The organism is Rhodococcus sp. ENV425 (genome assembly GCF_002887785.1).
Classification (GTDB): Bacteria; Actinomycetota; Actinomycetes; order Mycobacteriales; family Mycobacteriaceae; genus Rhodococcus; species Rhodococcus aetherivorans.
Genome location: NZ_PCZU01000187.1, coordinates 1 through 25,126, shown reverse-complemented (window position 1 = coordinate 25,126; position 25,126 = coordinate 1). Strand labels below are relative to the sequence as shown.

The window sequence follows — 25,126 nt, the reverse complement described above, 5'->3', positions numbered from 1 at the left end:
TCGCGGCCGTACGGCAGGCGTTTGCCGAGAACTTCGCCCGCCGTGGGGAGTTGGGCGCTGCCTGCTGCGTCTACTACCGCGGCGAGAAGGTGGTCGATCTGTGGGGCGGGGTACGGGACAAGGCGACCGGCGAACCCTGGGAACGGGACACCATGGCGCTGGTGTTCTCCGCCACGAAGGGGATGGCCGCCATGACCGTCGCGCTGGCCCATTCCCGTGGATGGCTCGATTTCGACGAGCGCGTCTGCACCTACTGGCCCGAGTTCGCGCAGAACGGCAAGGAACGGATCACCGTCCGCCAACTGCTGGCCCACCAGGCCGGGCTGTTCGGTTTCGACGAGCCGGTGGATGTCGGGGTCATTGCCGATCCGGACCGGCTGGCCGCGATCATGGCTCGCCAGAGACCGGAGTGGGAGCCGGGGGCGCGGCAGGCCTACCACGCGATCAGCCTCGGCTTCTATCAGGGTGAACTCGTTCGCCGGGTCGACCCACAGCACCGCACGCTGGGGCAGGTCTTCCAGGACGAGATCGCGACCCCGCTGGGGCTGGAGTTCTACATCCGTCTCCCGGCCTCCGTTCCCGACGCCCGACTTGCCCCGCTGGTGATGCGGAACCCCTTCCTGAACCTCGCTGAGCTGTCGCCGCGGCTGTTTCCGGCGTTCCTGAACAAGCGGTCGGTGTTCTACCGCTCGCTGGTCGCCAACCCGGGAACGCTCGTGGCAATGGACGCGGACACGATCTACGCACGCGATCTGGAGGCACCGTCCGGCGGAGGCGTGGGCACGGCACGCGCCCTGGCGCACGCCTACGGCGTCCTGGCCACCGGCGGTGCGGAACTCGGCATGCGCCCGGACACGCTGCACGAACTGACGGCCCCGCCGGTGCCGCCCCGGAACGGATTCCACGACGCGTGCATGCTCGGGGACATCCGGTTCTCCCTCGGTTTCATGCGCCCGAGTCCCGACTGGTCTTTCGGCGGGCCCCGGTCGTTCGGCGCGCCCGGTGCCGGCGGCTCCTTCGGCTACGCCGATCCGGATGCCGGGATCGGCTACGGCTACGTCTGCAACCGCATGGGCAAGTCTCGAAACGATCCGCGCGACGTCGCTTTACGTGCCGCGATGACCCGCGCCGTAACGTCGACCTGATCCGGGGCGGTCGCGTACCCGGCCCCGGGGGGAATCGATCGAAAGACCCCTCCGGACAAGGTGTTCGGCGGATGTCAGGCCTTCGACAGCGCCGTCGGGTGGGGTTCGGTGTCGACGCCGGGGATGCCGCGCCCGCGCAGGGAAGCCCCGGCCGTCTCTGCCACGAAGTACAGCGCGACGAGGCCGACGACGCATGCCCCCATCATGTAGAAGGCGGGCACCAGGTCGTTGCCGGTCCGTTCCACCAGCCACTCGTTGACCGCCGGTGCGGTCCCGCCGAACAGCGACGTCGAGACGTTGTAGGCGATCGCGAAGCCGGCGAAGCGCACGTGGGTGGGGAACATGGCCGGGAATGTCGCCGAGATGGTCGACAGCTGCAGGACGTACAGCAGACCGAGGACGGTGAACGCGACGATCGCCCACCCGAAGCTGATGCTCATGAGCTTGTACATGGGAACCGCGAAGAGCAGCAGGCCGCCCATCGAGATCGTCCACATCGGCTTGCGGCCGATCCGGTCGGACAGGGCGCCCGCGAACGGGATGACGGCCATCATCGCGAGCTGGCCGATCACGACGAGGAACAGCGACGCGGTGCTCGACAGCCCGATGCGGTTCTCGAGGTAGGTGGGCATGTAGCTCAGCAGGGTGTAGTTGCAGACGTTGAGGGCGACGACCAGGCCCATCAGGGTCAGGATGGGCCGCCGGTACTGCACGAGCAGGTCCTTGAACTGCGTGCCGGTGTCGTGCTCGACGGCGCCCTCGGCTTCGAGTTCCCGGAACACCGGGGTGTCGTCGAGCCTGGACCGCAGGTACAGGCCCACCAGGGCGAGCGGTCCGGCGACGAAGAACGGCAGACGCCAGCCCCACGTGCTCATGAACGCGTCGGTGGAGACCAGGTCGACGAACAACACGATGAGCGCGCCGAACGAGAACCCGCCGAGGGTGCCGAACTCCAGGAAGCTGCCGAAGAACCCGCGCTTGCGGTCGGGGGAGTACTCGGCCATGAACGTCGCGGCGCCGCCGTACTCGCCGCCGGTCGAGAAGCCCTGGATCATGCGCAGCAGAACCAGCAGCAGCGGCGCCCAGAACCCGATGGACGCGTACGACGGGACGGCGCCCAGCAGGACGGTCGCGGTGCCCATCAGGATGATCGTGAGCGCGAGCACCTGTCGGCGGCCGAGGCGGTCGCCGAGGGGGCCCCACACCAGCCCGCCGAGGGGACGAACGAGGAAGGACACGGCGAAGACGCCGAGGGTGAGCAGGGTTGCCGACTCGAGATCGTCGGGGAAGAACGCGTCGGCGATGTAGGTGGCGGTGTAGGCGTACACGCCGTAGTCGAACCACTCGGTGAAGTTCCCCATGGCAGAGGCGCTGATGGCGCGCCGTAGATGCCCCGGTGGGACCTCCTGGGGCTCACCCTTCCGGCCGGCGTTGGTGGTGCTCACGACACTTCCCTTCGTTCGGACAACCGTCCCTGCGTACCCACAGAGCGCACGCGGGATCCGGTCGATGCGACGATGGAGAGAGTTCGTTACTGTTCCGTAATTGTTCTTCTGGGGTTTCCCGCATGGTGGACGCCGCCGCGCGCACGGAGGTGGGGGGTGCGAGCGGTTCAGTCGTGGTCCAGCGCGCCGGCCTTCAGCGCCGCGGCGTTGATGCGGGTGAGCACGTCGTGCAGTTCCTCCAGCTCGGCCAGGCTCACGCCGAGCTTGCGGACGACCGTCTCCGGGACCGTCGCGGCCCGCGCCCGCAGGGCCCGGCCTTCGTCGGTCAGGTCGACGACGAGTTGCCGCTCGTCCAGCGGGCTGCGGGTGCGGGTGATCAACCCGGTCGACTCGAGCCGCTTGAGCAACGGCGACAGGGTGGGGGAGTCCAGCTGCAGGGCCCGGCCGATCTCCTTCACCGACATCGGGGCGTCGCCCCACAGGGCCAGCATCACCAGGTACTGCGGGTGGGTCAGGCCGAGCGGCTCGAGCACCGGCCGGTACACCGAGAGCACCGCCCGGTTGGCGACGGCGAGCGCGAAGCAGACCTGACGGTCCAGGGCGAGCGGGTCGTCCGTCGCCCTCGCCGACCCGGCTTCGACCCCGGCCGACTGCGGGCGGGCCTCCGTGCTCATGGTCTCGATGCTACCCAACCGGTGACCTGCCCATTGCCGTCGCCTCGCACCCGCTGCCGCGCCCCCTCCCGGCGGCGGTGTTACGCGGCGATGACGGGATTCCGGCCGATGTGAGCTCCACGAAATGCGGCGTTGTTCCAGGGATGACCAACGCGAAATCGACTGCACGTCTACTGATTGCAGGCCGCAGCCGGGCGAGATCACCGGCGCGCCCGCCGAATCCACCGATCTCCGAGGAGAACTCAGTGACCGACATCGAGCAGACCATTGCCGACAACATCGCCAGGTCCCTGGCCGAGATCCCCCATCCGGCACTGCCCAAGGGCACCAACCTCTACGGCTCGACCAAGATCTTCCCCGACTATCGGGCCGAGGACGGCGAGTGCTACTTCACCCTCGTGCACGGCATCGCCCACGAGTCGTCGGTGAGCTTCGTCGCGGTCCTGCAGGCCACGCGCGCGCTGCGCAAGGGCTTCGAGTCGGCCATCTACTTCTACGGCACCGGAGCGATGAATGCCGTTGCCACACGCGGCTTCCCGACGACAGGTGACAACGGGTTCCCGGGTGAGCAGAACATCAACGACGCGCTGACCACCTTCATCACGGAGGGCGGCAAGGTCTTCGTGTGCCGGTTCGGCCTCGCGCTGCACGGGCACCGGGAGGAGGACCTGATCGAGGGCGCCATTCCCGCCCACCCCCTCGACGTGCAGGACGCGATCATCCACTACGCCCGCAAGGGCGCCATCATCAACTCCACCTACATGGTCTGAAGGGTGACACCATGAGCGGTCTCTCGACCCGGGTCGACCTGGCCGTCCGCGGCATCCGGTCCCTCGAGGCGCCGGTGCACAGGCGTTCCGGCGCCGGCCCGAGCGACGACGGGCACGTCCTGATCGGCGGGGTGGGCGGCGCGATCCCGATCCGGTCCGACAGCCCGTACACGGTGGACGGCACCCGGCTGCTGCTGGACGGAACGGACACGGGCCTCGACGTCGAGCCGGTGCGCCGGCCCAGGTTCTACGACCTGCAGACCGCGGACGGCGTCTCCTACGAGAAGATCGCCCGCCTGCACGGCGCCGACGTCCTGGCCACCACCGTGGTGCAGACCTGTATCCGGTACGACCCCGACCAGCGCTGCCGCTTCTGCTCGATCGAGGCGTCGCTGGCGGCGGGTTCGACGGTCGCGGTCAAACGTCCCGAGCAGCTCGCCGAGGTCGCCGCGGCCGCGGTCCGCCTCGACGGGGTCACCCAGATGATCATGACCACGGGCACCTCCGCCGGGACGGACCGGGGCGCCCGCCACCTGGCCCGCTGCGTGCGCGCGGTCAAGGCGGTCGTGCCGCACCTCGCCGTCCAGGTGCAGTGCGAACCGCCCGGCGATCTCGCCACCCTCACCGACCTGCGCCGGGCGGGCGCCGACTCGATCGGCATCCACGTCGAATCCCTCGACGACGGCGTGCGCCGGCGCTGGATGCCGGGCAAGGCGACGGTTCCGCTCGCCGAGTACCGGGCGGCGTGGGCCGAGGCCGTGCGCGTCTTCGGGCGCAACCAGGTCTCCACCTACCTGCTCGTCGGACTCGGCGAGGACGCCGACGAACTCGTCGCCGGTGCAGCCGAACTCATCGCGATGGGGGTCTACCCGTTCGTGGTGCCGTTCCGGCCCCTCGCCGGCACCCTCGCCGTCGACGTCGACGGGGCGGCGGCCCCCGACGCGACGCTGCTCGAGGACGTCACCCGGCGCGTCGCCGCGCAGCTGCGGGCGGCGGGCATGGCCGGCTCCGACCAGAAGGCCGGATGCGCCGCGTGCGGCGCGTGCAGCGTGCTGCAGAACGCGGGAGGCTGACATGACATCCGAATCCGGTTCCCGGACCACCGAACTGTTCGACCCCGCGGTGCTCGCCGGTCCCGCACCGGCGCCGCCGCCCGGCTTCCTCGTGCGCGCGGCGGCCCACGCCGGCGACGTGGCCGCCTACCACCGGCTGCGCCGCGAGACGTTCGTGCTCGAGCAGGGACTGTTCGCGGGCAGCGACCGGGACGACCTCGACGACGATCCCCGCACCGTCGTCCTGGTCGCTGCCGCACCCGACGGCGCCGTCCTCGGCGGGGTGCGGCTCGCCCCGGCCACCGACGGCGTGGACCTCGGCTGGTGGACCGGCAGCCGCCTGGTCGTCGACAGCCGCAGCCGCCACGGCGGCGGCATCGGCCGGGCCCTCGTCCGCGCGGCCTGCGCGTACGCCGAGTCCCACGGCGTGCTGCGCTTCGACGCGACCGTGCAGGCACCCAACGAGCCGATGTTCACCCGACTCGGTTGGGTCCGCCGGGACGACGTCGTCGTCGCCGGTGCCCCGCATGTGCTGATGCAGTGGCCGCTCGACCGCATCGAACGGCTCGTCCGGTCCACGAAATCGGTCCTGGCGCAGGTCTTGGCGCCGTTGGACCGGGATCCGGACGGGCTCGGTGGCAACGGGTTTCGTGGCGACGACGGTGCGCCCGTCCCCGGCAGCGACCTCGTCGCGGCGTGCGACGCGATCGTGCCGGCGATGGTCCAGCGCGATCCCGAGTGGGCGGGCTGGTGCGCGGCCCTGGTCAACCTCAACGACCTGTCCGCGATGGGTGCGACGCCGGTCGGGATGCTCGACGCCGTCGGCGCCCCCAACCGCTCGGTGCTCACCCGCGTGCTCCGCGGGCTGGCGCACGCCGGCCGGATGTGGAACGTGCCGATCCTCGGTGGCCACACCCAGCTCGGCGTCCCCGCCGCGCTGTCGGTCACCGCGCTCGGCGCGGCGGCCGAGCCGATCCCGGCGGGCGGTGGCTCCGCGGGCCACGACCTCCGCCTCACCGTGGACCTGCGCGGCCGGTGGCGACCGGGATACACCGGACAGCAATGGGATTCCACCTCGACGTGCACGTCCGAGGAGCTCGCGCTGCTCGGGTCCTTCGTCCGCCGCGCGCGGCCGGCGGCGGCCAAGGACGTGAGCATGGCCGGACTCGCCGGCACCGTCGGGATGCTGGCCGAAGCGAGCGGCGTCGGCGCCGTCCTCGACGTCGCGAGGATTCCCCGGCCGGCGGGCCCGACGATGGGCGACTGGATGGCGTGCTTCCCGGGCTTCGCGATGGTGACCGCGGACCGGCCCGGACGCCCCACGCCGCCGAGCGGACCGGCCGTGTCCGCGGTGTGCGGGGAACTGACCACACGACCGGGGGTCGGCCTGCGCTGGCCCGACGGCATGATCACGAACGCGGTGCACGGCACCGTCACAGGATTGGGAAGAGCATGAGCGAGATCGGAATCTCGGTCGCGGCGGCGGAATTCGGCCGCGACATGGAGCAGTCCTACGCGACGATCGCGGCACTGATCGACCAGGCCCGCGCCCGCGGCAGCGACCTGCTGGTGCTGCCCGAAGCGTGCCTCGGCGGGTACCTGCCGAGCCTCGGCGGTGGCGACGAGAGCGAGGCGGCGCGGGAGCGGCGCCTGCGCGCGCTGCCGCCGGCGCTCGCACTCGACGGACCGGAACTGCGGCGGGTCGTGGACCTCGCCGGCGACCTCGTGGTGACCCTGGGCTTCTGCGAGGCCGACGGGCCGACCCGCTACAACGCGGCCGTGACGCTGCACGGCGACGGCATCCTCGGCTCCTACCGCAAGGTGCACCAGCCGCTGGGCGAGAACCTCTGCTACGACGCCGGCGACCGCTACGCGGCGTTCGACACGCCGATCGGCCGGATGGGCATGCAGATCTGCTACGACAAGGCGTTCCCCGAGGCCGCCCGCGCCCTGGCCCTCGACGGCGCGGAGATCGTCACGTCGCTGTCCGCCTGGCCGACGGCCCGGACCGCGCAGGCCGCGGCTCTCGCGGACGATCGGTGGACGCAGCGCTTCGACATCTACGACCGGGCCCGGGCCACCGAGAACCAGGTGGTGTGGGTGGCGTCCAACCAGGCCGGCACCTTCGGGTCGCTGCGGTTCGTGTGCAGCGCCAAGATCGTCGGGCCGGGTGGGAAGATCCTGGCGACCACCGGCACCGACCCCGGCCTCGCGTCCGCCCGGCTCGACGTGCGCGCCGAACTCGACGCGATCCGCGGCGGCGGCATGTACAACCTGCGGGACCGGCGGCCCGAGGTCTACGGCGACGTGGTGGCCCCCAACCTGGTGACCGGGACGCAGCTGAGCCGCGAGCAGCGGCCGGCGTCCCTCCGCGGGGCAGGGGTGCCGGCCCATGCCTGAAATGACCTACACGGTGCGGTGGCCCGACGGCCGCGCCGGCGAGTACTACTCGCCGTCCCTGGTGATGCACGACCATCTGACCGCGGGCGCGGAGTACGCCGTCCGGGACTTCGTCGACCGCACTCGCCTGGCCCTCACCGAGGCGAGCGAACGCGTGCGCGCCAAGTTCGGCATGTACTGCACCTCCGCGGCCGCGACGCTCGCGGAGATCGAGGCGGCGGCCGGTCGTTACGAACCCGATGCCGTCGTGCGGGTGCTGGCCCTGGATCCGCCCACCGTCGACGCCGCGCCGGGCGGCGCCGGCGCAGCCCACCGACCGGAAGGAACAGTCCGATGATCGAGAACCGTGACGTCGTCGTCGTGGGCGGGGGCCAGGCCGGTCTGTCCGTCAGCTGGCACCTCGTGCAGCGGGGCATCGACCATGTGGTGCTCGAACGGGACGGCATCGCCCACGAGTGGCGCGACAGCCGGTGGGACAACTTCACCCTCGTCACCCCCAACTGGCAATGCAACCTGCCCGGCTACAGCTACCGCGGCGACGATCCGGACGGGTTCATGACCCGCGACGAGACGTACGCGTTCGTCCGCGGCTACGCCGGCACCTTCCACCCGCCGGTGCGCGAGGGCGTCGCGGTCACGTCGGTGACGCAGGCGGCCGGCGGCGGCTTCGATGTGCAGACCACCGCAGGCCCGATCCGGGCGCGGCAGGTCGTCGTCGCCACCGGCGGCTACCACGAGCCCGTGGTGCCGCGGTACGCGGAGAAGCTGCCCGCGCACCTCACCCAGCTGCACTCCTCGCGGTACAGGTCGGCGTCCGCGCTGCCGGACGGTGCGGTGCTGGTGGTCGGCAACGGGCAGTCCGGCGCGCAGATCGCCGAGGACCTCATGCTCGCCGGCCGGCAGGTCCACCTGGTGACCGGGAGCGCACCGCGGGTGGCGCGGTTCTACCGCGGGCGGGACTGCGTGGCCTGGCTGCACGACATGGGCACCTATGACGTGCCCATCGCCGAACACCCCGGCGGAACCGCCAAACGGGAGAACACCAATCACTACGTCACGGGCCGCGACGGCGGTCGCGACATCGACCTGCGGTCCTTCGCCCTCGAGGGGATGCGCCTCTACGGCAGGCTGCTCGGTGTGGACGACGGAGTGCTGCGTGTGGCGCCCACCCTCGGCGCGTCGCTCGACGCGGCCGACGCCGTGGCCGAGAGCATCAAGGACCTGATCGACGACCACATCGCGCGGGAGGGCATCGACGCCCCGCCGGAGGAGCGGTACGTCCCGGTGTGGCGACCCGCCGAGGAACCCACCGGCCTGGACCTGGACACCGCCGGGATCGGCTCGGTGATCTGGTCGATCGGATTCCGGACGAACTACCGCTGGCTGCACGCCGGGGTCTTCGACGGTGCCGGTCTGCCGTGCCACAATCGGGGCGTGACCTCGGTGCCCGGCCTGTACTTCCTTGGCCTGCCCTGGCTGCACACGTGGGGATCGGGACGGTTCGCCGGAATCGCCCGCGACGCCGAACACCTCGCGGACCGGATCGAGCTCGAGGCCGGACTGCGGGCCTCGATCGGCGCCCCGGCCTGACGGGCGCCGCATGACGCGCATCGCCGCCCTGGCCGGTCACTTCGGACGCGACGTGCCGCGGGCCCTGCTCAAACTGGAGACCCTGATCGAGTCCGCGCGACGGGACCGCATCGAGCTGCTGGTGCTGCCCGACGCGTGCCTCGGCGGGTACATCTCGGACCTGCGCCGGCCCGACCCGGACGACCTGCCGCCCGCACTGTGGCGGGACGGACCCGAACTCGACGCGCTCGCCCGGATGGCGGGCGAGATGACCGTGTGCGTCGGCTACACCGAACGGGACGGGGATCTGCGGTACAACGCCGCCGCCTGCGTCACCGGCGACGGGATTCTCGGCACCCACCGCAAGGTGCACCAGCCGGCCGGGGAATTCCTCGCCTACGCGCCGGGCGACCGGTTCGAGGCCTTCGACACCCCGGTGGGTCGCATGGGGATGCTGATCGACTACGACAAGACGTTCCCCGAGTCCGCCCGCACGCTGGCGCTGGACGGCGCACGGATCGTCGCCGCGCTGTCGGCGTGGCCCGCGAGCGTCACCGACCGGGCGGCCCGGCTGCCGCAGGACCGGCAGTCCCGGCTGTTCGACCTGTACGACGCGGCCCGCGCCGCCGAGAACCAGGTCGTGCTCGTCTCGTCCAATCAGACCGGGATGCAGGGCGGCATGCGCTTCCTCGGGCAGGCGAAGATCGTCGGCCCGGGTGGCGAGGTGCTCGCCCGCACGGGCACCAAAGGCGGGCTCGCCGTCGTCGACATCGACGTCGAGGTCGAGGTGGAACGGGCCCGCCGGGTGCTGCACCACCTGGCCGAGCGGCGCGTGGACACCTATCGGGGACTGCTCGACGAGAAGGGGGACATCGGGTGAGGATCGCTCTGCTCACGTACTCCACCAAGCCGCGCGGCGGTGTCGTCCACACCCTCAATCTTGCCGAGGCCCTGGCCCGGACGGGCCACGACGTCGCCGTGTGGACGCTCGGGCGCGGCGGCGACGACGGGTTCTTCCGCGCCGTCGACCCGGCCGTGCGGGTGCGCGTCGTCCCGTTCGCCGGGGTGGAGGGGGAGCGGGTCGGGGAGCGCATCATGCGTTCGATCGCCGCGCTCGGCGCGGCGTTCACCCCCGGCAGGTACGACGTGGTGCACGCGCAGGACTGCATCAGCGCCAACGCCGTCGGAAACCGGTGCATCCGCACGATCCACCACCTCGACCGGTTCACCACGCCGCAGCTCGCCGCCTGTCACGAACGGGCCGTCGCCGAACCGTATGCGCGGATCTGCGTCTCGCGTGCGGTCGCCGAGGAGGTCCGCGCGGGCTGGGGTTTCACGCCCACGGTCATCGCCAACGGCGTCGACGCGCACCGCTTCTCGCGCGCCGAGCACGACAGGGCGGCGCGGGCCCGGTGGCGGGCGCAGCTGGGGGAGTACGTGCTGGCCGTCGGTGGCATCGAGCCCCGCAAGGGCAGCATCGATCTGGTGGAGGCGTTCGCCCTGCTGCGCCGTGAGCGGCCCGGGATGCGGCTGGTGTTCGCCGGCGGCGAGACGTTGTTCGACTACCGGCCGTACCGAGCCGAATTCGACCGTCGCTGCACGGAACTGGGCGTGGATCCGACGATCCTGGGGACGGTGGCCGAGGACGCGCTGCCGGCGTTGGTCGCGCAGGCGTCGGTGTTCGCGTTCCTGTCCACGAAGGAGGGCTTCGGGCTCGCCGCGATGGAGGCCCTGGCCGCCGGAGTGCCCGTGGTGGCGCGGGATCTGCCGGTGCTGCGCGAGGTGTTCGGCGACACCGTCCGGTTCGCGTCGACGCACCGGGGGATGGCCGGCGCCCTCACCGAGCCGCCCGTCGCCGCGCGGACACACCGGGGGCGGGCGCTCGCCGCGGCCCACACCTGGGACGACGCGGCGGCCGCGCACCTCGCGTTCTACCGCTCCGTCGTGCACCTGCAACCCGCGGAGCACTCCCGGGATGCGGCCCGGGGTCAGTGCCCGGCGGGCCGGTAGCGGCGGACCGGTCGGCCGGTGCCGCCGTATTCGAGACGCAGTTCGAGCAGGCCTGCGTCCAGGTAGTGCTCGAGGTAGCGGCGCACGCTCACCCGCGACAACCCGGCCAGCTCCGCGCACTCGGTGGCGGACAGTTCGCCGCGGGCGCGGACCGTGGCGAGGATCAGCCGGCCGGTTTCGGCGCTCAGTCCCTTCGGCAGCCGTACGGGTTCGGCGGCCTTGCCGCCGGCACCGAACAGGGAGTCGATGAACGTCTGGTCGGCGCTCGTCTGGGTCGCGAGCTCGTGCGCTCGGCGCCGGAAGTGCTCGAGCTTCTCCCGGAGCTGCGCGTACTCGAACGGCTTGACCAGGTAGTCGGTCGCTCCGCCGTGCAGGGCGCGACCGACGGTGTCGATCTCCCGGGCGGCGGTGATCATGATGACGGCGACGGCGTCGCCCTCGGCGCGCAGCCGCTGAAGGACGTCGAGTCCCGACATGTCGGGCAGGTAGACGTCGAGCAGGAGGAGGTCGGGTGCGGTGGTCCGCGCGGCGTCGAGCGCCTCCGCGCCGCTGTGTGCCACCGCAACCGTGGTGAATCCCTTTGTCCGGTCCACGAATCGACGGTGGATCTCCGCGACCATGAAGTCGTCGTCCACGACGACGACCTTGTGCGTCGCCGCCTCGTCCGATCCTGGACGGTCGTGCATGGTCAGCCATCCTTACTGCGCGGGATGTGGACGGTGAACAAGGCGCCGCCGGTGACCGGGGCATCGGAGACGGTAGCCGATCCGCCGTGCTGGGCGCTGACCAGTCGCACCAGCGCCAGTCCGACCCCGCGTCCCCCGGGCGTGTCGGGTTTGGACGTGACGCCCCGGGCGAAGATCTCCTCCCGCAGGGAATCGGGCACGCCGGGACCCGAATCGGCGACCTCGACCGTGATGCCGTCGGAGTCGGTGATGCGGACGGAGATCCGCGCGTCCCGCCCGCCCTGCGACACGTCGACGGCGTTGTCGACGAGATTGCCGAGGACGGTGATGACGTCGGTGGCGAGTTCGGGGTCGAGGGCCCGCAGGCGCGAATCGGGCTCGAGGACCAGGGTCACTCCGGTCTCCGCGGCGAGCGATGTCTTCGCGATGAGCAGGGCGGCCACGGCGGGGTCGGAAATACGCTGCGTCACAGCGTCACTGATTTCCGCTCGGCGCCTGGTGAGAGTTCCGACGAAGTCGGTGACGGCGTCGTAGTCGCCGAGTTGGGTGAGCCCCGAGATGGTGTGGAGCTGATTGGCGAATTCGTGGGTCTGGGCCCGGAGGGTGTCGGTGACACTCTTGTGCGACGACAGCTGGCTCTGCAGCGACGCCAGCTCGGTGCTGTCGCGCATCGTGGTGACGGTGCCGATCCGCTGTCCCCGGCTCGTCGCGGTCCGGCGACTGAGCGCCAGCACCCGGGACGCCGTCGACAGCACGACGTCGCCGCTGTCGTCCCCGCTGAGCAGGTACTGACGGACCGCGGGTTCGAGGTCGACGTCGTCGACGCGGCGGCCGACGGCGTCCGCGGTGAGGTCGAGCAGCTCCTGTGCGCTGTCGTTGAGAACGGTGATGACGCCCTCGGTGTTCACCGCCACCACGCCCTCGCGGATGTTGTGCAGCAGCGCCTCGCGGTGGTCGGCGAGGTTGGCGATCTCGGCGATCTCGAGCCCCCGGGTGTGGGTCTTGATCCGTCGCGACAACAGCCACGAGCCGAGGAGCCCGAGCCCGGCGCCGATGCCGAGATACAGCAGCAACCGGGCTCCGGCGCTGCTGAGGAGGTCCCACAGGGACGGGTAGTCGTCGCTCACCGCCACGATCGCGAGCACGGACCCGGCCGGCGACAGGATCGGGACGTGTCCCGCGATGGCCCGACGGCCGTCGACGACCACGTCACCGGACCAGGCCCGGCCGCTTGCCACGTCGCTGGCCCCGAGTTCCGCAGCCGCGCCGAGCCGGGTCGGGTCCGACGACACGAGGACCGTGCCGTCGGCGGTCACGATCTCGGCGAGCGTCGCCCCGGACAGGTTCACGGCGCGGTCCACTTCGGGCGCGAGAACCGTGCCGGCGGACGGTGCGGACAGCAGTTCCCGCACCACGGGCGTCGAGGCCACGTTCTCGGCGACCGCGATCATCCGCTGACCCTGCAGGTCGCGGAATCCGACGGTCGACTGGTGCACCGACACCGCGGCGCCCGCCAGCAGCACCACCGCCACGACGGCGAGCTGAAGGAGCAGAACCTGCCCGGCGAGGCTGCGGATACGGAGGGGACGTGGTGACCACAATGAACTCAAGTTCCGTTTCGTACTCAAGAGTGACGTGACTCACTGACGGGTTCAGTATTGCCGAAGGTCACATTTTTCGGCGAAAGAAGGAACGATGTCCAGGACAGCCGGCGGAGGCCGCGTACGTGCGGTCCTACTGCTCGTGCTCGCGGGGATTCTCGTTGCCGGATGCGGCGTCACCCGCGGCGAGGACGAGGGTCTGCACCGGGTGCGGATGATGGTTCCCAACAGCCCCGGCGGAGGCTACGACCTCACCGCCCGGACGGCGGTGAAGATCATGGAGGACGACGGCATCACCGGCCGCGTGGAGGTCTTCAACGTCATCGGCGCAGGCGGAACGGTGGCGATGGCCCGGCTCATGAACGAGGCGGGCAACGACGACCTCATGATGATGATGGGCCTCGGGGTGGTCGGCGCCGGCTACACGAACGGCTCGACGGCCCGGGTGTCCGACGCTACGGCCCTGGCCAGGATGGTCGAGGAGCAGGAGGGCATTCTCGTCCCCGCGGACTCGCCGTTGCGCACCGTCGACGACTTCGTCGCCGCGTGGCGCGCCGACCCGTCGGCGATCACGATCGGCGGTGGATCGTCACCCGGAGGTCCCGACCACCTGTTCCCGATGGAGACGGCACGTGCGGTGGGAGTGGATCCGAAGGCAGTGAACTTCGTGTCCTACGACGGCGGCGGTGATCTGCTGACCGCGCTGCTCGGCGAGAAGATCACCGCGGGCACGTCGGGGCTCGGCGAGTACGTCGACCAGATCGAGGCGGGCCAGGTCCGGGTCCTCGCGGTGTCGGGCAACGAGCGCGTTCCCGGCATCGACGCACCGACGCTCCGTGAGGCGGGCATCGATCTGACCTTCACCAACTGGCGCGGAATCCTTGCGCCGCCCGGAATTTCGGACGAGGCCAAGGCGGCAATGGTGGAGGCGCTCGCGAAGTTGCACGACACCCCGGCATGGAAGGAGGCTCTGGTGAAGAACGGGTGGAGCGACGCGTTCGCGACCGGACCGGAGTTCGAGCGGTTCCTCGAAGAGCAGGACGAGCGGGTTTCGTCCACGCTGTCCGAGCTGGGGCTGGCATGAGTACGCGGGCAGCGGCCGATGCGACGCCGGCCCGCCGGATGAAGGATCCGGCCCAGTTCGTCGTCTGCGGTGTGCTCGTGGCGGTGGGAGTCTTCCTGATCGTCGACGCGCTCACTCTGACAGCGGGTTTCGTCAAGGTCGACCCGGTGGGGCCTCGGCTGTTCCCGATGGTCGTCGGCACCGGACTCGTCGTCTGCGCGGTGGCGCTCGCAGCGGCGATCCTGTGGGGATCGACCGGCGAGGAGGACGGCGGAGAGGACGTGGACCTGTCGTCGCCCGGGGACTGGCGCACGGTCGGGCTGCTGGTCGCGTTGTTCGTCGCGACGATCGCCCTCGTCGGCCCGCTGGGGTGGGCGATCACCGGAACCCTGTTGTTCGCCGGCGCCGCGACGGTCCTGGGAAACAGGCACTACGTGCGCAGTCTCGTGATCGGGGCGGTCCTCGGGTTCGGCAGCTTCTACGCATTCTACGTCGGGCTCGGAATACCGCTGCCCGCAGGCATTCTGGACGGAATTCTGTGACATGGACACATTGACCTGGCTGCTGCAGGGGTTCGAGCAGGCGGCGACCCCGATGAACCTGCTCTACGCGTGTCTCGGTGTCCTGCTGGGGACCGCGGTCGGAGTACTGCCGGGCATCGGGCCCGCGATGACGGTGGCGCTGCTGCTGCCCGTCACCTACAACGTGAGCCCGAGCGCCGCGTTCATCATGTTCGCCGGCATCTACTACGGCGGAATGTACGGCGGGTCGACGACCTCGATCCTGCTCAACACCCCGGGGGAGTCGTCCTCCGTGATCACCGCGATCGAGGGCAACCGGATGGCGAGAGCCGGGCGCGCGGCGCAGGCCCTCGCCACCGCCGCCATCGGCTCGTTCGTCGCCGGATCGATCGGCACGATGCTGCTGGTGCTCTTCGCTCCCGCGGTGTCGCGCTTCGCCGTGACTCTCGGTGCGCCGTCGTATCTGGCGATCATGCTGCTCGCGCTGGTCGCCGTCACCGCCGTCCTCGGCAGTTCCAAGCTCCGGGGCTGCATCTCGCTGTTCCTGGGCCTCGCGATCGGACTGGTCGGAATCGACTTCCTCACCGGGCAGCCCCGCGCCACCTTCGGCATTCCGCAGCTGTCCGACGGCATCGACATCGTCGTCGTCGCGGTCGCGGTGTTCGCGGTCGGTGAGGCGCTGTGGGTGGCCGCGCACCTGCGCCGCCGCCCCGCCGAGGTCATCCCGGTCGGCCGTCCGTGGATGGGCCGCAGCGACTGGAAGCGGTCGTGGAAGCCGTGGTTGCGCGGCACCGCATACGGATTCCCGTTCGGCGCGCTGCCGGCGGGTGGTGCCGAGCTGCCGACCTTCCTCTCGTACATCACCGAGAAGAAGCTGTCGAAGCACAAGGACGAGTTCGGCAAGGGCGCCATCGAAGGCGTCGCGGGACCGGAGGCGGCGAACAACGCCTCCGCGGCGGGCACCCTCGTGCCGATGCTGTCGCTGGGTCTGCCGACCAATGCGACCGCCGCGGTGATGCTGACCGCCTTCGTGTCGTACGGAATCCAGCCCGGGCCGACGCTGTTCGAGAAGGAACCGCTGCTGATCTGGACGCTGATCGCGAGCCTGTTCATCGGCAACTTCCTCCTGCTCGTCCTCAACCTTCCCCTTGCCCCGCTGTGGGCCAAGCTGCTCCGCACGCCCCGGCCGTATCTGTATGCCGGCATCCTGTTCTTCGCCGCGCTCGGCGCGTTCGCCGTCAACCTGCAGTGGCTCGACCTCGCCCTGCTGCTGACGTTCGGCCTGCTCGGGCTCATGATGCGCCGGTTCGGTCTTCCGGTCCTGCCGTTGATCATCGGGGTGATCCTCGGGCCGCGCATCGAACGCCAACTCCGCCAGAGCTTGCAGCTCGGGGGCGGCGACTGGGGCAGCCTCGTCACCGAACCCGTCGCCATCGTCGTCTACATCGTCATCGCACTGCTGCTCGTCGCGCCGCTCGCCGCCCGGTTCGTCCACTCGCGCCGGCCTGCCGTGATTCCGGCCGGCACCCCCGGTGACGACTCCAGCGAGACCCGAGAGAAGGCCCACGCATGATCGTCGTCGGATTCACCCCGGACCGGTACGGCGGAGCCGCCGTCGACCACGGCATCGCCGAGGCCCGGTTGCGCGGCACCTCACTGCTCGTGATCAACACCTCCAGGGGCGATGCCCTCGCCGACCGGTCGTTCGCCGCCCAGGCACAGCTCGAGGCGCTGGAGGAGAAGTTGTCCGGAAGCGGCGTCGAGCACGAGATCAGGCAGACGGTCGGCGACGAGACCGTCGACGTGATCCTGGACGCCATGGAGCCCGACGAGGCGCAACTGCTGGTGATCGGGGTCCGCGACCGCACACCCGTCGGCAAGTTGCTTCTCGGCAGTACCGCCCAGCGGCTGCTGCTGTCCTGCCGCAAACCGGTGCTGGCGGTCAAGCCCGAGGAGGGGTGAGGCTCCTCGCCGCTCCGGCGTAGCTCACCCGCCGAGCCCGGTGACCCGCATCGTGAGGTTGAGCCGGCCCCGCGTCATCCCCGACGCGGGGTCGGCCGTGCCGGGAAAGACTTTGGGCACACCGTGATACGCGAATCGCGACGGACCGCCGAACACGAACAGGTCGCCGGATTCGAGCCGGACGTCGCGGTGGGGCCGGCCGCGGCTCTCGGTGTTGCCGAACCGGAAGGTGCACGCGTCGCCGATGCTGAGCGACACGATGGGGGCGTCGCTGCGTTCGTCCTTGTCCTGATGCATGCCCATGCGGGCGTCGCCGTCGTAGAAGTTGATCAGCGCGGTGTCGGGAGTGTAATCGTCGCCGGCGTGCGGGTCGTCGTACGCGGCGACGAGGGCACGCCGCCCGAGGTCGCCCAGCCGGTCCGGGAAAGGGGCGACGGGAGCGTCGTTCACGTCCACCGCGGTGCGGGTGTAACGGTACGGCGACCAGTGCCACCCGAGGCAGACGGTCTGCACCGACATCCGGCCCCCGCCAGGCAGGGCGGTGTGACGGATCGGCACGGGCCCGCGCGCCCAGTCCCGGCAGGCGGCGACGAGGCGGCGTTGCTCGTCGACGTCGAGCCAGCCGGGCACGTGCACGGCGCCCGGGGCGATCTCGACGCGGGCGCGCGGCACGGGGAACAGGGCGTCGCTCACGGGTGCCGCCTCGTCTGCCATTCCCGGTAGCGCTCCGGAAGGCACACCGCGCACGGGCGGTATCCGGCTGCGACGGCATCGGATTCGTCGGCGAAGAAGACCCGGTCCCGGACGTACCCGCCGCGGGCGATCGCCCGCAGCGCCGCGCGGCAGTCGAGGCGACCGTAGATCCGGCCGCGCCGGTGCCCACCGACGGACCCGGGGGTCGGGCTGCGGTAGGGACGGCCGTCCGCGCCGAGCAGCGTGTAGCCGGTCATCGGGCGTCGTGCAGGACGAGGCCGAGGGTGCGGCGGACGCCGGCGCGGACGGTGCTGACCCCGTGCCGGACGGGGGAGCGGGTCCAGCCGCGCGCGGAGGGGGTGGGCCGGTCGCGGGTGGTGAAGATCAGCCCGTGACCCTGCTGCAGCACGGTGACGGTGCCGCGGGACTGCGCGCGGGCGCGTTGCTCGACGAGGAGGAACTCGCCGCCGAGGTGGTCGTGGCCGGGCCGGTCGAGGCCGATCACCACCTGCAGCGGGAACACCAGGTCGCCGTAGAGGTCGCGGTGCAGGGCGTTCCAGTCGCCGGTCGTGTAGCGCAGCAGGATGGGCGTCGGCCTGGCCTGTCCGGCGGCGTGGCAGGCGTCGAGCCAGTCGCCGAAGTCGTCGGGCCAGGGCGCCGGGTCGCCGAGCCGCTGCCCCCAGCCCCGGGCGACGGGCAGCAGCCGGGGGTAGAACGCCGCGCGCAACCGGGTGATGCCCTCGGGTACGGGGTCGCCGAAGTAGCGGTAGGTGCCCTTGCCGAAGCGGTGCCGTTCCATGTCGATCGTGCTGCGGAAGCGGCGGTCGTCGTCCCACATCGCGGCGACGCGCGCGCACTCGTCCGCGGTGAGCAGCGGCCCGGTCTGCGCGCACCCCGTCGCGTCGAGTTCGGCGACGAGCGCCGGCCAGTCCTGAGCATCGACCCGCGCGGTGAGCGAGTCGGTCCGGTTCCCGGTGGTCATGGTTCCTCCTCCGCCCGGGCTGTCCCACCCGGCCCACCGGGTAGACGTCCGTCGGGCGGGGAACGTGAGATCCGAGCGGGAGGTTGTCGCGCCGAGGGGGCGGTTGTCGGGCACGCCACTCGCACGTTGCCACAACAACCTCCCCTTCGTCGCGGGAGTCACCCGTCGGCGAGCTTGGTGAGCAGGCGGGCCAGTTCGGTGCGTTCGGGGCCGTCGAGGTGGGCGAAGAACTCGGTGGCCTCGGCGTCGCGGGCCGCGTCGAGTTCGGCGGCGATGCGACGGCCCTCGTCGGTGAGGTGGACGCACACGGCGCGGCGGTCGGCGGGGTCGGCGACGCGACGGGTCAGGCCCCGGGCCTCGAGCCGGTCGATCACCTCGGTGGCCGATCGCGGCGCGATGCGCAGCGCCTTGGCGACGTCGCCGAGGCGCAGCGGCTGAGCGGAGTGGCCGACGACGTGCAGCGCGCGGTGCTCGTGCGGGGACAGTTCCCACGGGACGAGGGTGGCGTGCCAGCGGCGTCGCAGCGTGCGGGTGGCCGTCATCAGCAGGTCGCGCAGCGCCGGGTCGGTGGGGGCGTCGGACATGATGCGGATCATACCTCACTTGACGGCTGCCTCTTAGTGAGGCAACCTCAACAAGTACGTTTCGTGCCTCACGAAGGAGGTGATGGGCATGATGCAGCCTCCGCCCGGCGGCGGGCCGGGACCGATGCGGCACGCCAAGCCCGACCCGCGCGACCGCGCCCAGCTCGAGGAATCCCCCGTGAGCGTGCGCCGCATCGGCGCGCTCTTCGCGCCCTACCGCTGGCAGGTCGCGCTCGTCGTCGCGCTCATCGTGGTGTCGTCGGTGATCACGCTCGCCAACCCGTTCCTCGTCCGCACCCTCATCGACCACGCGATTCCCGACCAGGACGTGCCGTTGCTGCTCGGCGCCGTCGGCGCGATGCTCGCCGTCACCGTCGTCGCCTCGATCCTCGGGGTGGTGCAGACGTGGATCTCCACCACGGTGGGCCAGCACGTCATGCACGACCTGCGCACCCGCGTGTTCGACCACCTGCAACGGCAGTCCCTCGGCTTCTTCACCCGCACCCGCGGCGGGGAGATCCAGTCACGCCTGACCAACGACATCGGCGGCATGCAGAACGTCGTCACCTCCACCGCCACCTCGATCGCCGCCAACGTCACCACCGTCGTCGGCACGGCCGTCGCGATGGCGGTGCTCAGCTGGCGGCTGTCGCTGCTGTCCCTGCTGGTGCTGCCGCCGGCGATCTGGCTCACCCGCAAAGTCGCCCTGATGCGCCGCGAGATCACCGCCGTGCGCCAGCGTCGCCTCGCCGACATGCAGACCCAGATCGAGGAGAGTCTCTCGCTCAGCGGCGTCCTGCTCGGTAAGACCCTCGGCACCGGCCCGGCCATGTCGACACGCTTCGCCCGCACCTCCACCGAACTGGCCGACCTCGAGGTCCGCTCCCAGCTGTCCGGTCGCTGGCGCATGGCCACGATGAACATCGTCTTCGCCGCCATCCCCGCCCTGCTCTACCTCGTCGCCGGCCTGCCCGCGACGTCGGGCGGGATGACCATCGGCACCCTCGTCGCCTTCACCGGCCTGCAGGCCACCCTGTTCCGGCCGCTGATGAGCCTGCTCGACGTGGGCGTGTCGGTCACCGGTTCGCTGGCGCTGTTCAGCCGCATCTTCGAATACCTCGACCTGACCGTCGAGATCGGCGAACCCGCGAACCCGGTGCGGCTCGACCTCGACCGGATCGCCGGCGCCGTGCGGTTCGACGACGTCCGCTTCCGCTACGACGGCGCCGACCGGGACGCGCTGGCCGGCATCACCCTCGACGTGCCCGCCGGCTCACACGTCGCTCTCGTCGGCGAAACAGGTTCGGGAAAGACGACTCTCGGGTCGCTCGTCGCGCGGCTGTACGACCCCACGTCGGGGCGGGTGACGATCGACGGCGTCGACGTGCGCGACCTTCCGCTCGCCGACATCGCGAGCCTGGTCGGGGTCGTCTCCCAGGAGACGTACCTGCTGCACGCCACGGTCCGGGAGAACCTGCGCCACGCCAAGCCCGACGCGACGGACGCCGAGATCGAGCAGGCCGCCCGCGCCGCGCACATCCACGAGCTCCTGTCCTCGTTGCCGGACGGCTACGACACCGTCGTCGGGGCGCGCGGACACCGCTTCTCCGGCGGCGAGAAGCAGCGCCTCGCCATCGCCCGCACCCTGCTGCGCGACCCGCGCATCCTGGTGCTCGACGAGGCGACGAGCGCGCTCGACAACGAGACCGAACGCGCGGTGCAGCAGGCCCTGGACGCGGCCCGCCGCGGCCGCACGACCCTCACCGTCGCGCACCGCCTCTCGACGATCCGCGACGCCGACACGATCGTCGTCCTCGACCGCGGCCGCATCGTGGAGCAGGGCAGCCACGACGAACTGCTCGCCCGCGGCGGCAGATACGCCGCGCTCGCGGCCCGCACGGAACCGCAGGAAGTCGGCGTGTAAGCGGCGCTCCCCGCGGATCAGCCGGACACCGAGAGGACGCCGGTGCGCAGGCGCCGCACCGCGTCCGCCGCCGGCACCACGGCGGCGCACCGCGCCGCGAGGTAGTGCAGCGCCTCGGTGTGCTCGCGCCGGGAGAAGTCCGCGACGCCGTCCGCGACGACGAAGACCTGCACGTCCTGCATGAATCCGTCCAGCGCGGTGCTCAGGCACCCGATGTGGGCGTAGACGCCGGTGACGACGAGCTGGTCCCGGCCCCACGCGCGCATCCGCTCCCGCAGGTCGGTGCGGATGAACGCGCTGTAGCGCCACTTGGTGAGCTGCACGTCGTCCTCGCGCGGCGCGAGGTCGGCGACGACGGACGTCAGGGCCGGATCGTCGGCCAGGCCGGGACCCCAGAAATCGGTGAGCAGCGCCCGCTCGGCCGGATCCTGGTCGCCGGGCTGGGCGGTGTAGACGACGGGAATGCCCGCCTCGTACGCCGACCGCCGGATCGCGTCGATGTTCGGGACCACCGTCGCCAGCGGATCCGCCGCGCGGTCGAAGGCCCGCACGAAGTACTCCTGCATGTCGTGCACGAGCAGTACCGCCCGCCGCGGGTCGATGGTCCAGTCGACGGTGTTGGCGGGCAGGTCGGTCGGCAGGGGATAGGACACGGACTTCGGCAGGGCCATCGCAGGATTCGCTTTCTGTGGTCGAGCGGAGTCGGGATCAGTGCTGCAGGGTGGCGGCGAGCGCGCGACGCAGTCCGGCGCGGCTGGTCTTGCCCACACCGGTGCGGGGGAAGGTGTCGACGAAGACCACCTTGTCGGGGATCTTGTACGCGGCCAGGCCCCGCTCGCGCAGGAAGGTCCTCAGCGCCGGGGCCTTCGGGGCCTCGCCGTCGGCGACGACGAACACACACGTGCGCTCCCCGAGGTAGGCGTCGGGCACGGCCACCACCGCGGCGTCCAGGACCCCGGGGTGGGCGAGCAGGTGGTTCTCCACCTCCTCGGCGGCGATCTTCTCGCCGCCCCGGTTGATCTGGTCCTTCGCGCGGCCCTCGACGACGACGTAGCCGTCCTCGGTCAGCCGCACGAGATCTCCGGTGCGGTAGAACCCGTCGGCGGTGAACGCCGACGCGTTGTGCCCGGGCGCGTCGTAGTAGCCGCGGATCGTGTAGGGACCGCGGGTGAGCAGGTGGCCCGTCGCGCCCGGGGCGACGGGACGGTCGGCGTCGTCGACCACCCGGATCTCGTCGTGCGGGCTGATGGGCCGGCCCTGGGTGCCGACGATGGTGGCCTCGGGGTCGTCGAGCCGGGTGTAGTTGACCAGGCCCTCGGCCATCCCGAACACCTGCTGCAGGGTGCAGCCGAGTTCGGGCGTCACGCGCGCGGCCGCCTCGGCGCCGAACTTCGCGCCCCCCACCTGCAGGACCTGCAGCGACGACAGGTCCCGGTCGATACGGGGCCGCGCCGACAGCCACGCCAGTGCGAGCGGGGGCACGAGCGACGCCATGGTGACCCGCTCGCGCTCGATCAGCGCGAAGGCGGTGTCGGGGCTCGGGTCCGGCGCCAGCACGATCGTGCCGCCGGCGTGCAGGACCCCGAGGATCCCGGGTGAGCTCATCGGGAAGTTGTGCGCCGCCGGCAGTACCACCAGCATCCGGGTGCCGGCGTCGACGCCGCAGATGCGGGCCGACTCGCGCACCGAGTACAGGTAGTCGGTGTGGGTGCGCGGGATCAGCTTCGGGGTTCCGGTGGTGCCGCCCGAGAGCTGCAGGAAGGCGACGGATTCCGCTTCGACATCGGCGAATTCGCCCGGCTCGTGCTCGCGCAGCGCGTCGAGCGGGGTGAACTCCTGGGCGTCGCCGGCGACGACCACGACCGGCGGACGGTCGAGGTTCGTGCACACCTGCCGGGCCAGGCCGCGGTAGTCGAATCCGCCGTGCTCGCCGGCGATCACGTACGCGGCGGCGTCGGTGAACCGGCAGAAGTACCCGATCTCGGCGCTGCGGTGCGCGGGCAGCGCGAACACCGGCAGCGCACCGAGCCGGAACACCGCGAAGACCACCTCGGTGTACTCGACGATGTTGGGCAGCTGCACCAGCACCCGGTCGCCCGGCCGGACGCCCGCGGCCGCGAGCCCGGTGGCGATCCGGTCCGCGGCGCCGGTGAGTTCGCGGTAGGTGAGGCGGCGTTCGGTGCCGCGGGCGTCACGGCCGACCACGGCGACGCGCTCGCCGTGGCGGTCGGCCCGCACGGACAGGAACCGGACGAACGTCTCGTCCGTCCAGTAGCCCGCGGCGCGGTAGAGTTCCGCGAACTCCTGGGGGTAGCCGGCGGTGGCAGCCAGGGGAGTCCGGGTGGCGGCGATCGTCACGGAGTTCCTTTCGATCCGGTTCAGGCGCGCAGCGTGGCGCCGCCGTCGACGTACAGGGTCTGCATGGTGATGTGGCGGGCACGGTCGGAGAGCAGGAACTCGACGGCGTCGGCGATGTCGGCAGGGTCGGCGATGCGGCCCAATGGAATCCCCACCTTGAACGAGGCGGCGTCGCCGTCGATCGCGGTGCGGGCGCCCGCGTCGTCGGCCGGATCCGGCCACAGGGACCGTTGCATCGCCGTGTCCGTGGAGCCCGGGGCGACGACGTTGGCGCGGACCCCGAACCGGGCCAGCTCGAGGCCGAGCACACGAACGATCATGTGGGCGGCGGACTTCGACGCGCCGTATGCGCCCATTCCGGCGCGGGGCACACCCGCCGAATTGGAGCCGACCGTGACGATCGCCCCGCGGCGACGCTCGCGCATCCCGCGACCGACGACGCGCAGCACGTTGATCAGGCCGGTGACGTTGACGTCGAACATCCGCTGCCACTCGGCGGGATCGGAGTCGAGCACCGACCCGGTGGTGAAGACGCCCGCGACGTGGGCCAGCGCGTCGACCGGCCCGTGCTCGGCCTCCACTCGTGCGACCGCCTCGGCGACGCCGGCCGCGTTGCACACGTCGAGACCGTGCACGGGGGCGGCCACGTCGAGCAGCGCGGCGGTCTCGGCGAGGCCGTCGACATCGCGGTCGGCGAGGACGACGCGGTGCCCGGCCTTCGCGAGGGTCAGGGCGGTGGCGCGGCCGATGCCCTGGGCGGCGCCGACGACGAGGGTGACGGACCGGCTCACCGCCGCACCCCCAGCGCCTCGAGCACCGTGCCGAACTTCGTTGTGGTCTCCGCGAGTTCGTCGAGCGGATCCGACCCGGCGACGATGCCGCCGCCCGCGTGGGTCGTGAGCGTGGTGCCGTCGGCGTCGAGGACGGCGCAGCGGATCGTCACCATCCATTCGCCGTCGCCGTCCCGGTCGGCCCAGCCGACGGCGCCGGCGTAGAAACCGCGGTCACCCTCCAGTTCCTGGATCAGCGCCCGGGCGGGGGCGGTCGGCGTGCCGCAGATTGCGGGGGTCGGATGCACGGCGAGGGCGAGGTCGAGGGCGGTGACCGACCGGTCCCGCAACCGGCCCGAGATCGGGGTGCCCAGGTGCCAGAGCTGCCGGGTGGTCGTCAGGGTCGGCGAACCGGGGATGTCGAGGTCGGTGCACAGCGGTTCGAGGCTCGCGCGCAGGGCGTCGACGACGTGGGCGTGCTCGGCGAGGTTCTTCTCCGACGCGGCGAGGCGCCGGCCGGTGCGCCGGTCGACCTCGGGGTCCGGGTGCCGGGGCGCCGAACCGGCGAGCGGATGACACGTGACGAGGTCGCCGCGGCGCCGGACGAGCACCTCGGGACTGGCCCCGACGAGGTGCCGGCCGGTCCACGGTCCCCCGGCGGCGGTGAGGTCGACGACGAATCCGTTGCCGGAGGGGTCGTTTCCGGCCAGGCGGGCGAGCAGCGACGCCGGGTCGACGGGTGCGTCCGCCCGCAGGAGCAGCGCGCGGGCCAGCACCACCTTCGCCAGGTCGTCGGCCGGGTCGCGCAGTTGCCGCAGCGCCGTGGCCACCCGGTCGAGGTGTTCGTCCTCGGTGGGCAGCGTCGCGGCGATCCGCACCGGCGGCAGCGCGACGGTGACGTCCCCGACGGGGTCCGG

General features: G+C 71.6%; 26 protein-coding genes. 14 read left to right on the top strand and 12 right to left on the bottom strand.

The features are described 5' to 3' along the window. On the top strand, nt 1-1,145 hold a 1,145-nt coding region (locus CQZ88_RS15555; RefSeq protein WP_258008619.1), incomplete at its 5' end, for a serine hydrolase. 74 nt (nt 1,146-1,219) lie between these two features. On the opposite strand, the gene CQZ88_RS15550 is transcribed toward CQZ88_RS15555, so the two are convergent. Together CQZ88_RS15550 and CQZ88_RS15545 are read right to left on the bottom strand one after the other, a co-directional pair. Next, nucleotides 1,220-2,506, bottom strand: a complete 1,287-nt coding sequence (locus tag CQZ88_RS15550; RefSeq protein ID WP_231386004.1) for an MFS transporter — start codon at nt 2,504-2,506, stop codon at nt 1,220-1,222. A 251-nt stretch (nt 2,507-2,757) separates the two neighbouring features. Then, on the bottom strand, nt 2,758-3,264 hold the full coding sequence (locus tag CQZ88_RS15545; protein ID WP_029541264.1) for a MarR family winged helix-turn-helix transcriptional regulator: 507 nt from the start codon (nt 3,262-3,264) through the stop codon (nt 2,758-2,760). 245 nt (nt 3,265-3,509) lie between these two features. Between CQZ88_RS15545 and CQZ88_RS15540 the strand changes: the two genes are divergently transcribed. From CQZ88_RS15540 to CQZ88_RS15505, 8 genes are read left to right on the top strand one after another with little or no spacing between them, the layout of a single operon-like run. After that, nucleotides 3,510-4,034, top strand: coding sequence for an MSMEG_0572/Sll0783 family nitrogen starvation response protein (locus tag CQZ88_RS15540; protein WP_006931869.1), 525 nt, complete (start codon nt 3,510-3,512; stop codon nt 4,032-4,034). Nucleotides 4,035-4,045: 11 nt separating this feature from the next. Then, nucleotides 4,046-5,107 (top strand): MSMEG_0568 family radical SAM protein, encoded by a 1,062-nt coding sequence (locus CQZ88_RS15535; RefSeq protein WP_102799999.1) that lies wholly within the window; start codon nt 4,046-4,048, stop codon nt 5,105-5,107. A 1-nt stretch (nt 5,108) separates the two neighbouring features. After that, nucleotides 5,109-6,542, top strand: a complete 1,434-nt coding sequence (locus CQZ88_RS15530) for an MSMEG_0567/sll0787 family protein (RefSeq protein WP_029541271.1) — start codon at nt 5,109-5,111, stop codon at nt 6,540-6,542. Beyond that, nucleotides 6,539-7,486 (top strand): carbon-nitrogen hydrolase family protein, encoded by a 948-nt coding sequence (locus tag CQZ88_RS15525; RefSeq protein WP_102799998.1) that lies wholly within the window; start codon nt 6,539-6,541, stop codon nt 7,484-7,486. Before CQZ88_RS15530 ends, CQZ88_RS15525 begins: the two co-directional genes overlap by 4 nt. After that, complete coding sequence (locus tag CQZ88_RS15520; RefSeq protein ID WP_044475640.1) at nt 7,479-7,823, top strand: MSMEG_0570 family nitrogen starvation response protein; 345 nt, start codon at nt 7,479-7,481, stop codon at nt 7,821-7,823. Before CQZ88_RS15525 ends, CQZ88_RS15520 begins: the two co-directional genes overlap by 8 nt. Continuing rightward, entirely contained in the window at nt 7,820-9,076 is a 1,257-nt protein-coding gene (locus tag CQZ88_RS15515; protein WP_006931875.1) for an MSMEG_0569 family flavin-dependent oxidoreductase, read from the top strand. The genes CQZ88_RS15520 and CQZ88_RS15515 overlap by 4 nt, the downstream gene beginning before the upstream one ends. A gap of 10 nt (nt 9,077-9,086) precedes the next feature. Further along, a complete protein-coding gene (locus CQZ88_RS15510) occupies nt 9,087-9,935 on the top strand; it encodes a carbon-nitrogen hydrolase family protein (protein WP_006931879.1) in 849 nt (282 codons plus the stop codon). Further along, nucleotides 9,932-11,065, top strand: coding sequence for an MSMEG_0565 family glycosyltransferase (locus CQZ88_RS15505; protein WP_006931881.1), 1,134 nt, complete (start codon nt 9,932-9,934; stop codon nt 11,063-11,065). The genes CQZ88_RS15510 and CQZ88_RS15505 overlap by 4 nt, the downstream gene beginning before the upstream one ends. Here CQZ88_RS15505 and CQZ88_RS15500 read toward each other — a convergent pair. Together CQZ88_RS15500 and CQZ88_RS15495 are read right to left on the bottom strand one after the other, a co-directional pair. After that, complete coding sequence (locus CQZ88_RS15500; protein WP_006931882.1) at nt 11,044-11,751, bottom strand: response regulator; 708 nt, start codon at nt 11,749-11,751, stop codon at nt 11,044-11,046. The genes CQZ88_RS15505 and CQZ88_RS15500 overlap by 22 nt on opposite strands. A 2-nt stretch (nt 11,752-11,753) precedes the next feature. Next, complete coding sequence (locus CQZ88_RS15495; protein WP_102799997.1) at nt 11,754-13,379, bottom strand: ATP-binding protein; 1,626 nt, start codon at nt 13,377-13,379, stop codon at nt 11,754-11,756. A 67-nt stretch (nt 13,380-13,446) separates the two neighbouring features. Between CQZ88_RS15495 and CQZ88_RS15490 the strand changes: the two genes are divergently transcribed. From CQZ88_RS15490 to CQZ88_RS15475, 4 genes are read left to right on the top strand one after another with little or no spacing between them, the layout of a single operon-like run. Then, the gene (locus CQZ88_RS15490) at nt 13,447-14,436 is read left to right on the top strand and encodes a tripartite tricarboxylate transporter substrate binding protein (protein ID WP_006931886.1); all 990 of its coding nucleotides are present in this window, start codon (nt 13,447-13,449) and stop codon (nt 14,434-14,436) included. Next, complete coding sequence (locus CQZ88_RS15485) at nt 14,433-14,957, top strand: tripartite tricarboxylate transporter TctB family protein (RefSeq protein WP_006931888.1); 525 nt, start codon at nt 14,433-14,435, stop codon at nt 14,955-14,957. Before CQZ88_RS15490 ends, CQZ88_RS15485 begins: the two co-directional genes overlap by 4 nt. 1 nt (nt 14,958) lies before the next feature. Next, entirely contained in the window at nt 14,959-16,509 is a 1,551-nt protein-coding gene (locus tag CQZ88_RS15480; protein ID WP_006931890.1) for a tripartite tricarboxylate transporter permease, read from the top strand. After that, nucleotides 16,506-16,898, top strand: coding sequence for a universal stress protein (locus tag CQZ88_RS15475; RefSeq protein ID WP_006931891.1), 393 nt, complete (start codon nt 16,506-16,508; stop codon nt 16,896-16,898). Before CQZ88_RS15480 ends, CQZ88_RS15475 begins: the two co-directional genes overlap by 4 nt. Nucleotides 16,899-16,922: 24 nt before the next feature. On the opposite strand, the gene CQZ88_RS15470 is transcribed toward CQZ88_RS15475, so the two are convergent. The 4 genes from CQZ88_RS15470 to CQZ88_RS15455 form a co-directional block, all read right to left on the bottom strand. Further along, a complete protein-coding gene (locus tag CQZ88_RS15470) occupies nt 16,923-17,612 on the bottom strand; it encodes an alpha-ketoglutarate-dependent dioxygenase AlkB (RefSeq protein ID WP_037200500.1) in 690 nt (229 codons plus the stop codon). Continuing rightward, entirely contained in the window at nt 17,588-17,848 is a 261-nt protein-coding gene (locus tag CQZ88_RS15465) for an Ada metal-binding domain-containing protein (protein ID WP_102799995.1), read from the bottom strand. Before CQZ88_RS15465 ends, CQZ88_RS15470 begins: the two co-directional genes overlap by 25 nt. Further along, complete coding sequence (locus tag CQZ88_RS15460) at nt 17,845-18,573, bottom strand: 2OG-Fe(II) oxygenase (RefSeq protein ID WP_102799994.1); 729 nt, start codon at nt 18,571-18,573, stop codon at nt 17,845-17,847. The genes CQZ88_RS15465 and CQZ88_RS15460 overlap by 4 nt, the downstream gene beginning before the upstream one ends. 158 nt (nt 18,574-18,731) lie before the next feature. Further along, nucleotides 18,732-19,169, bottom strand: a complete 438-nt coding sequence (locus tag CQZ88_RS15455; protein ID WP_006931898.1) for a MarR family winged helix-turn-helix transcriptional regulator — start codon at nt 19,167-19,169, stop codon at nt 18,732-18,734. A 76-nt stretch (nt 19,170-19,245) separates the two neighbouring features. On the opposite strand from CQZ88_RS15455, the gene CQZ88_RS15450 reads away from it, so the two are divergent. Next, nucleotides 19,246-21,081 (top strand): ABC transporter ATP-binding protein, encoded by a 1,836-nt coding sequence (locus tag CQZ88_RS15450; protein WP_180987026.1) that lies wholly within the window; start codon nt 19,246-19,248, stop codon nt 21,079-21,081. A gap of 17 nt (nt 21,082-21,098) precedes the next feature. On the opposite strand, the gene CQZ88_RS15445 is transcribed toward CQZ88_RS15450, so the two are convergent. The 4 genes from CQZ88_RS15445 to CQZ88_RS15430 form a co-directional block, all read right to left on the bottom strand. Continuing rightward, nucleotides 21,099-21,752 carry an isochorismatase family protein gene (locus CQZ88_RS15445; protein WP_006931903.1) on the bottom strand — a complete coding sequence of 218 codons (654 nt, stop codon included), beginning with the start codon at nt 21,750-21,752 and terminating at the stop codon, nt 21,099-21,101. Between the two features lie 37 nt (nt 21,753-21,789). Next, a complete protein-coding gene (locus CQZ88_RS15440; RefSeq protein WP_006931905.1) occupies nt 21,790-23,439 on the bottom strand; it encodes a (2,3-dihydroxybenzoyl)adenylate synthase in 1,650 nt (549 codons plus the stop codon). Between the two features lie 20 nt (nt 23,440-23,459). Next, on the bottom strand, nt 23,460-24,230 hold the full coding sequence (locus tag CQZ88_RS15435) for a 2,3-dihydro-2,3-dihydroxybenzoate dehydrogenase (RefSeq protein WP_006931907.1): 771 nt from the start codon (nt 24,228-24,230) through the stop codon (nt 23,460-23,462). After that, nucleotides 24,227-25,126: isochorismate synthase MenF (locus tag CQZ88_RS15430; RefSeq protein WP_102799993.1), on the bottom strand; the 900-nt coding region annotated here is incomplete at its 5' end. The genes CQZ88_RS15430 and CQZ88_RS15435, both read right to left, overlap by 4 nt.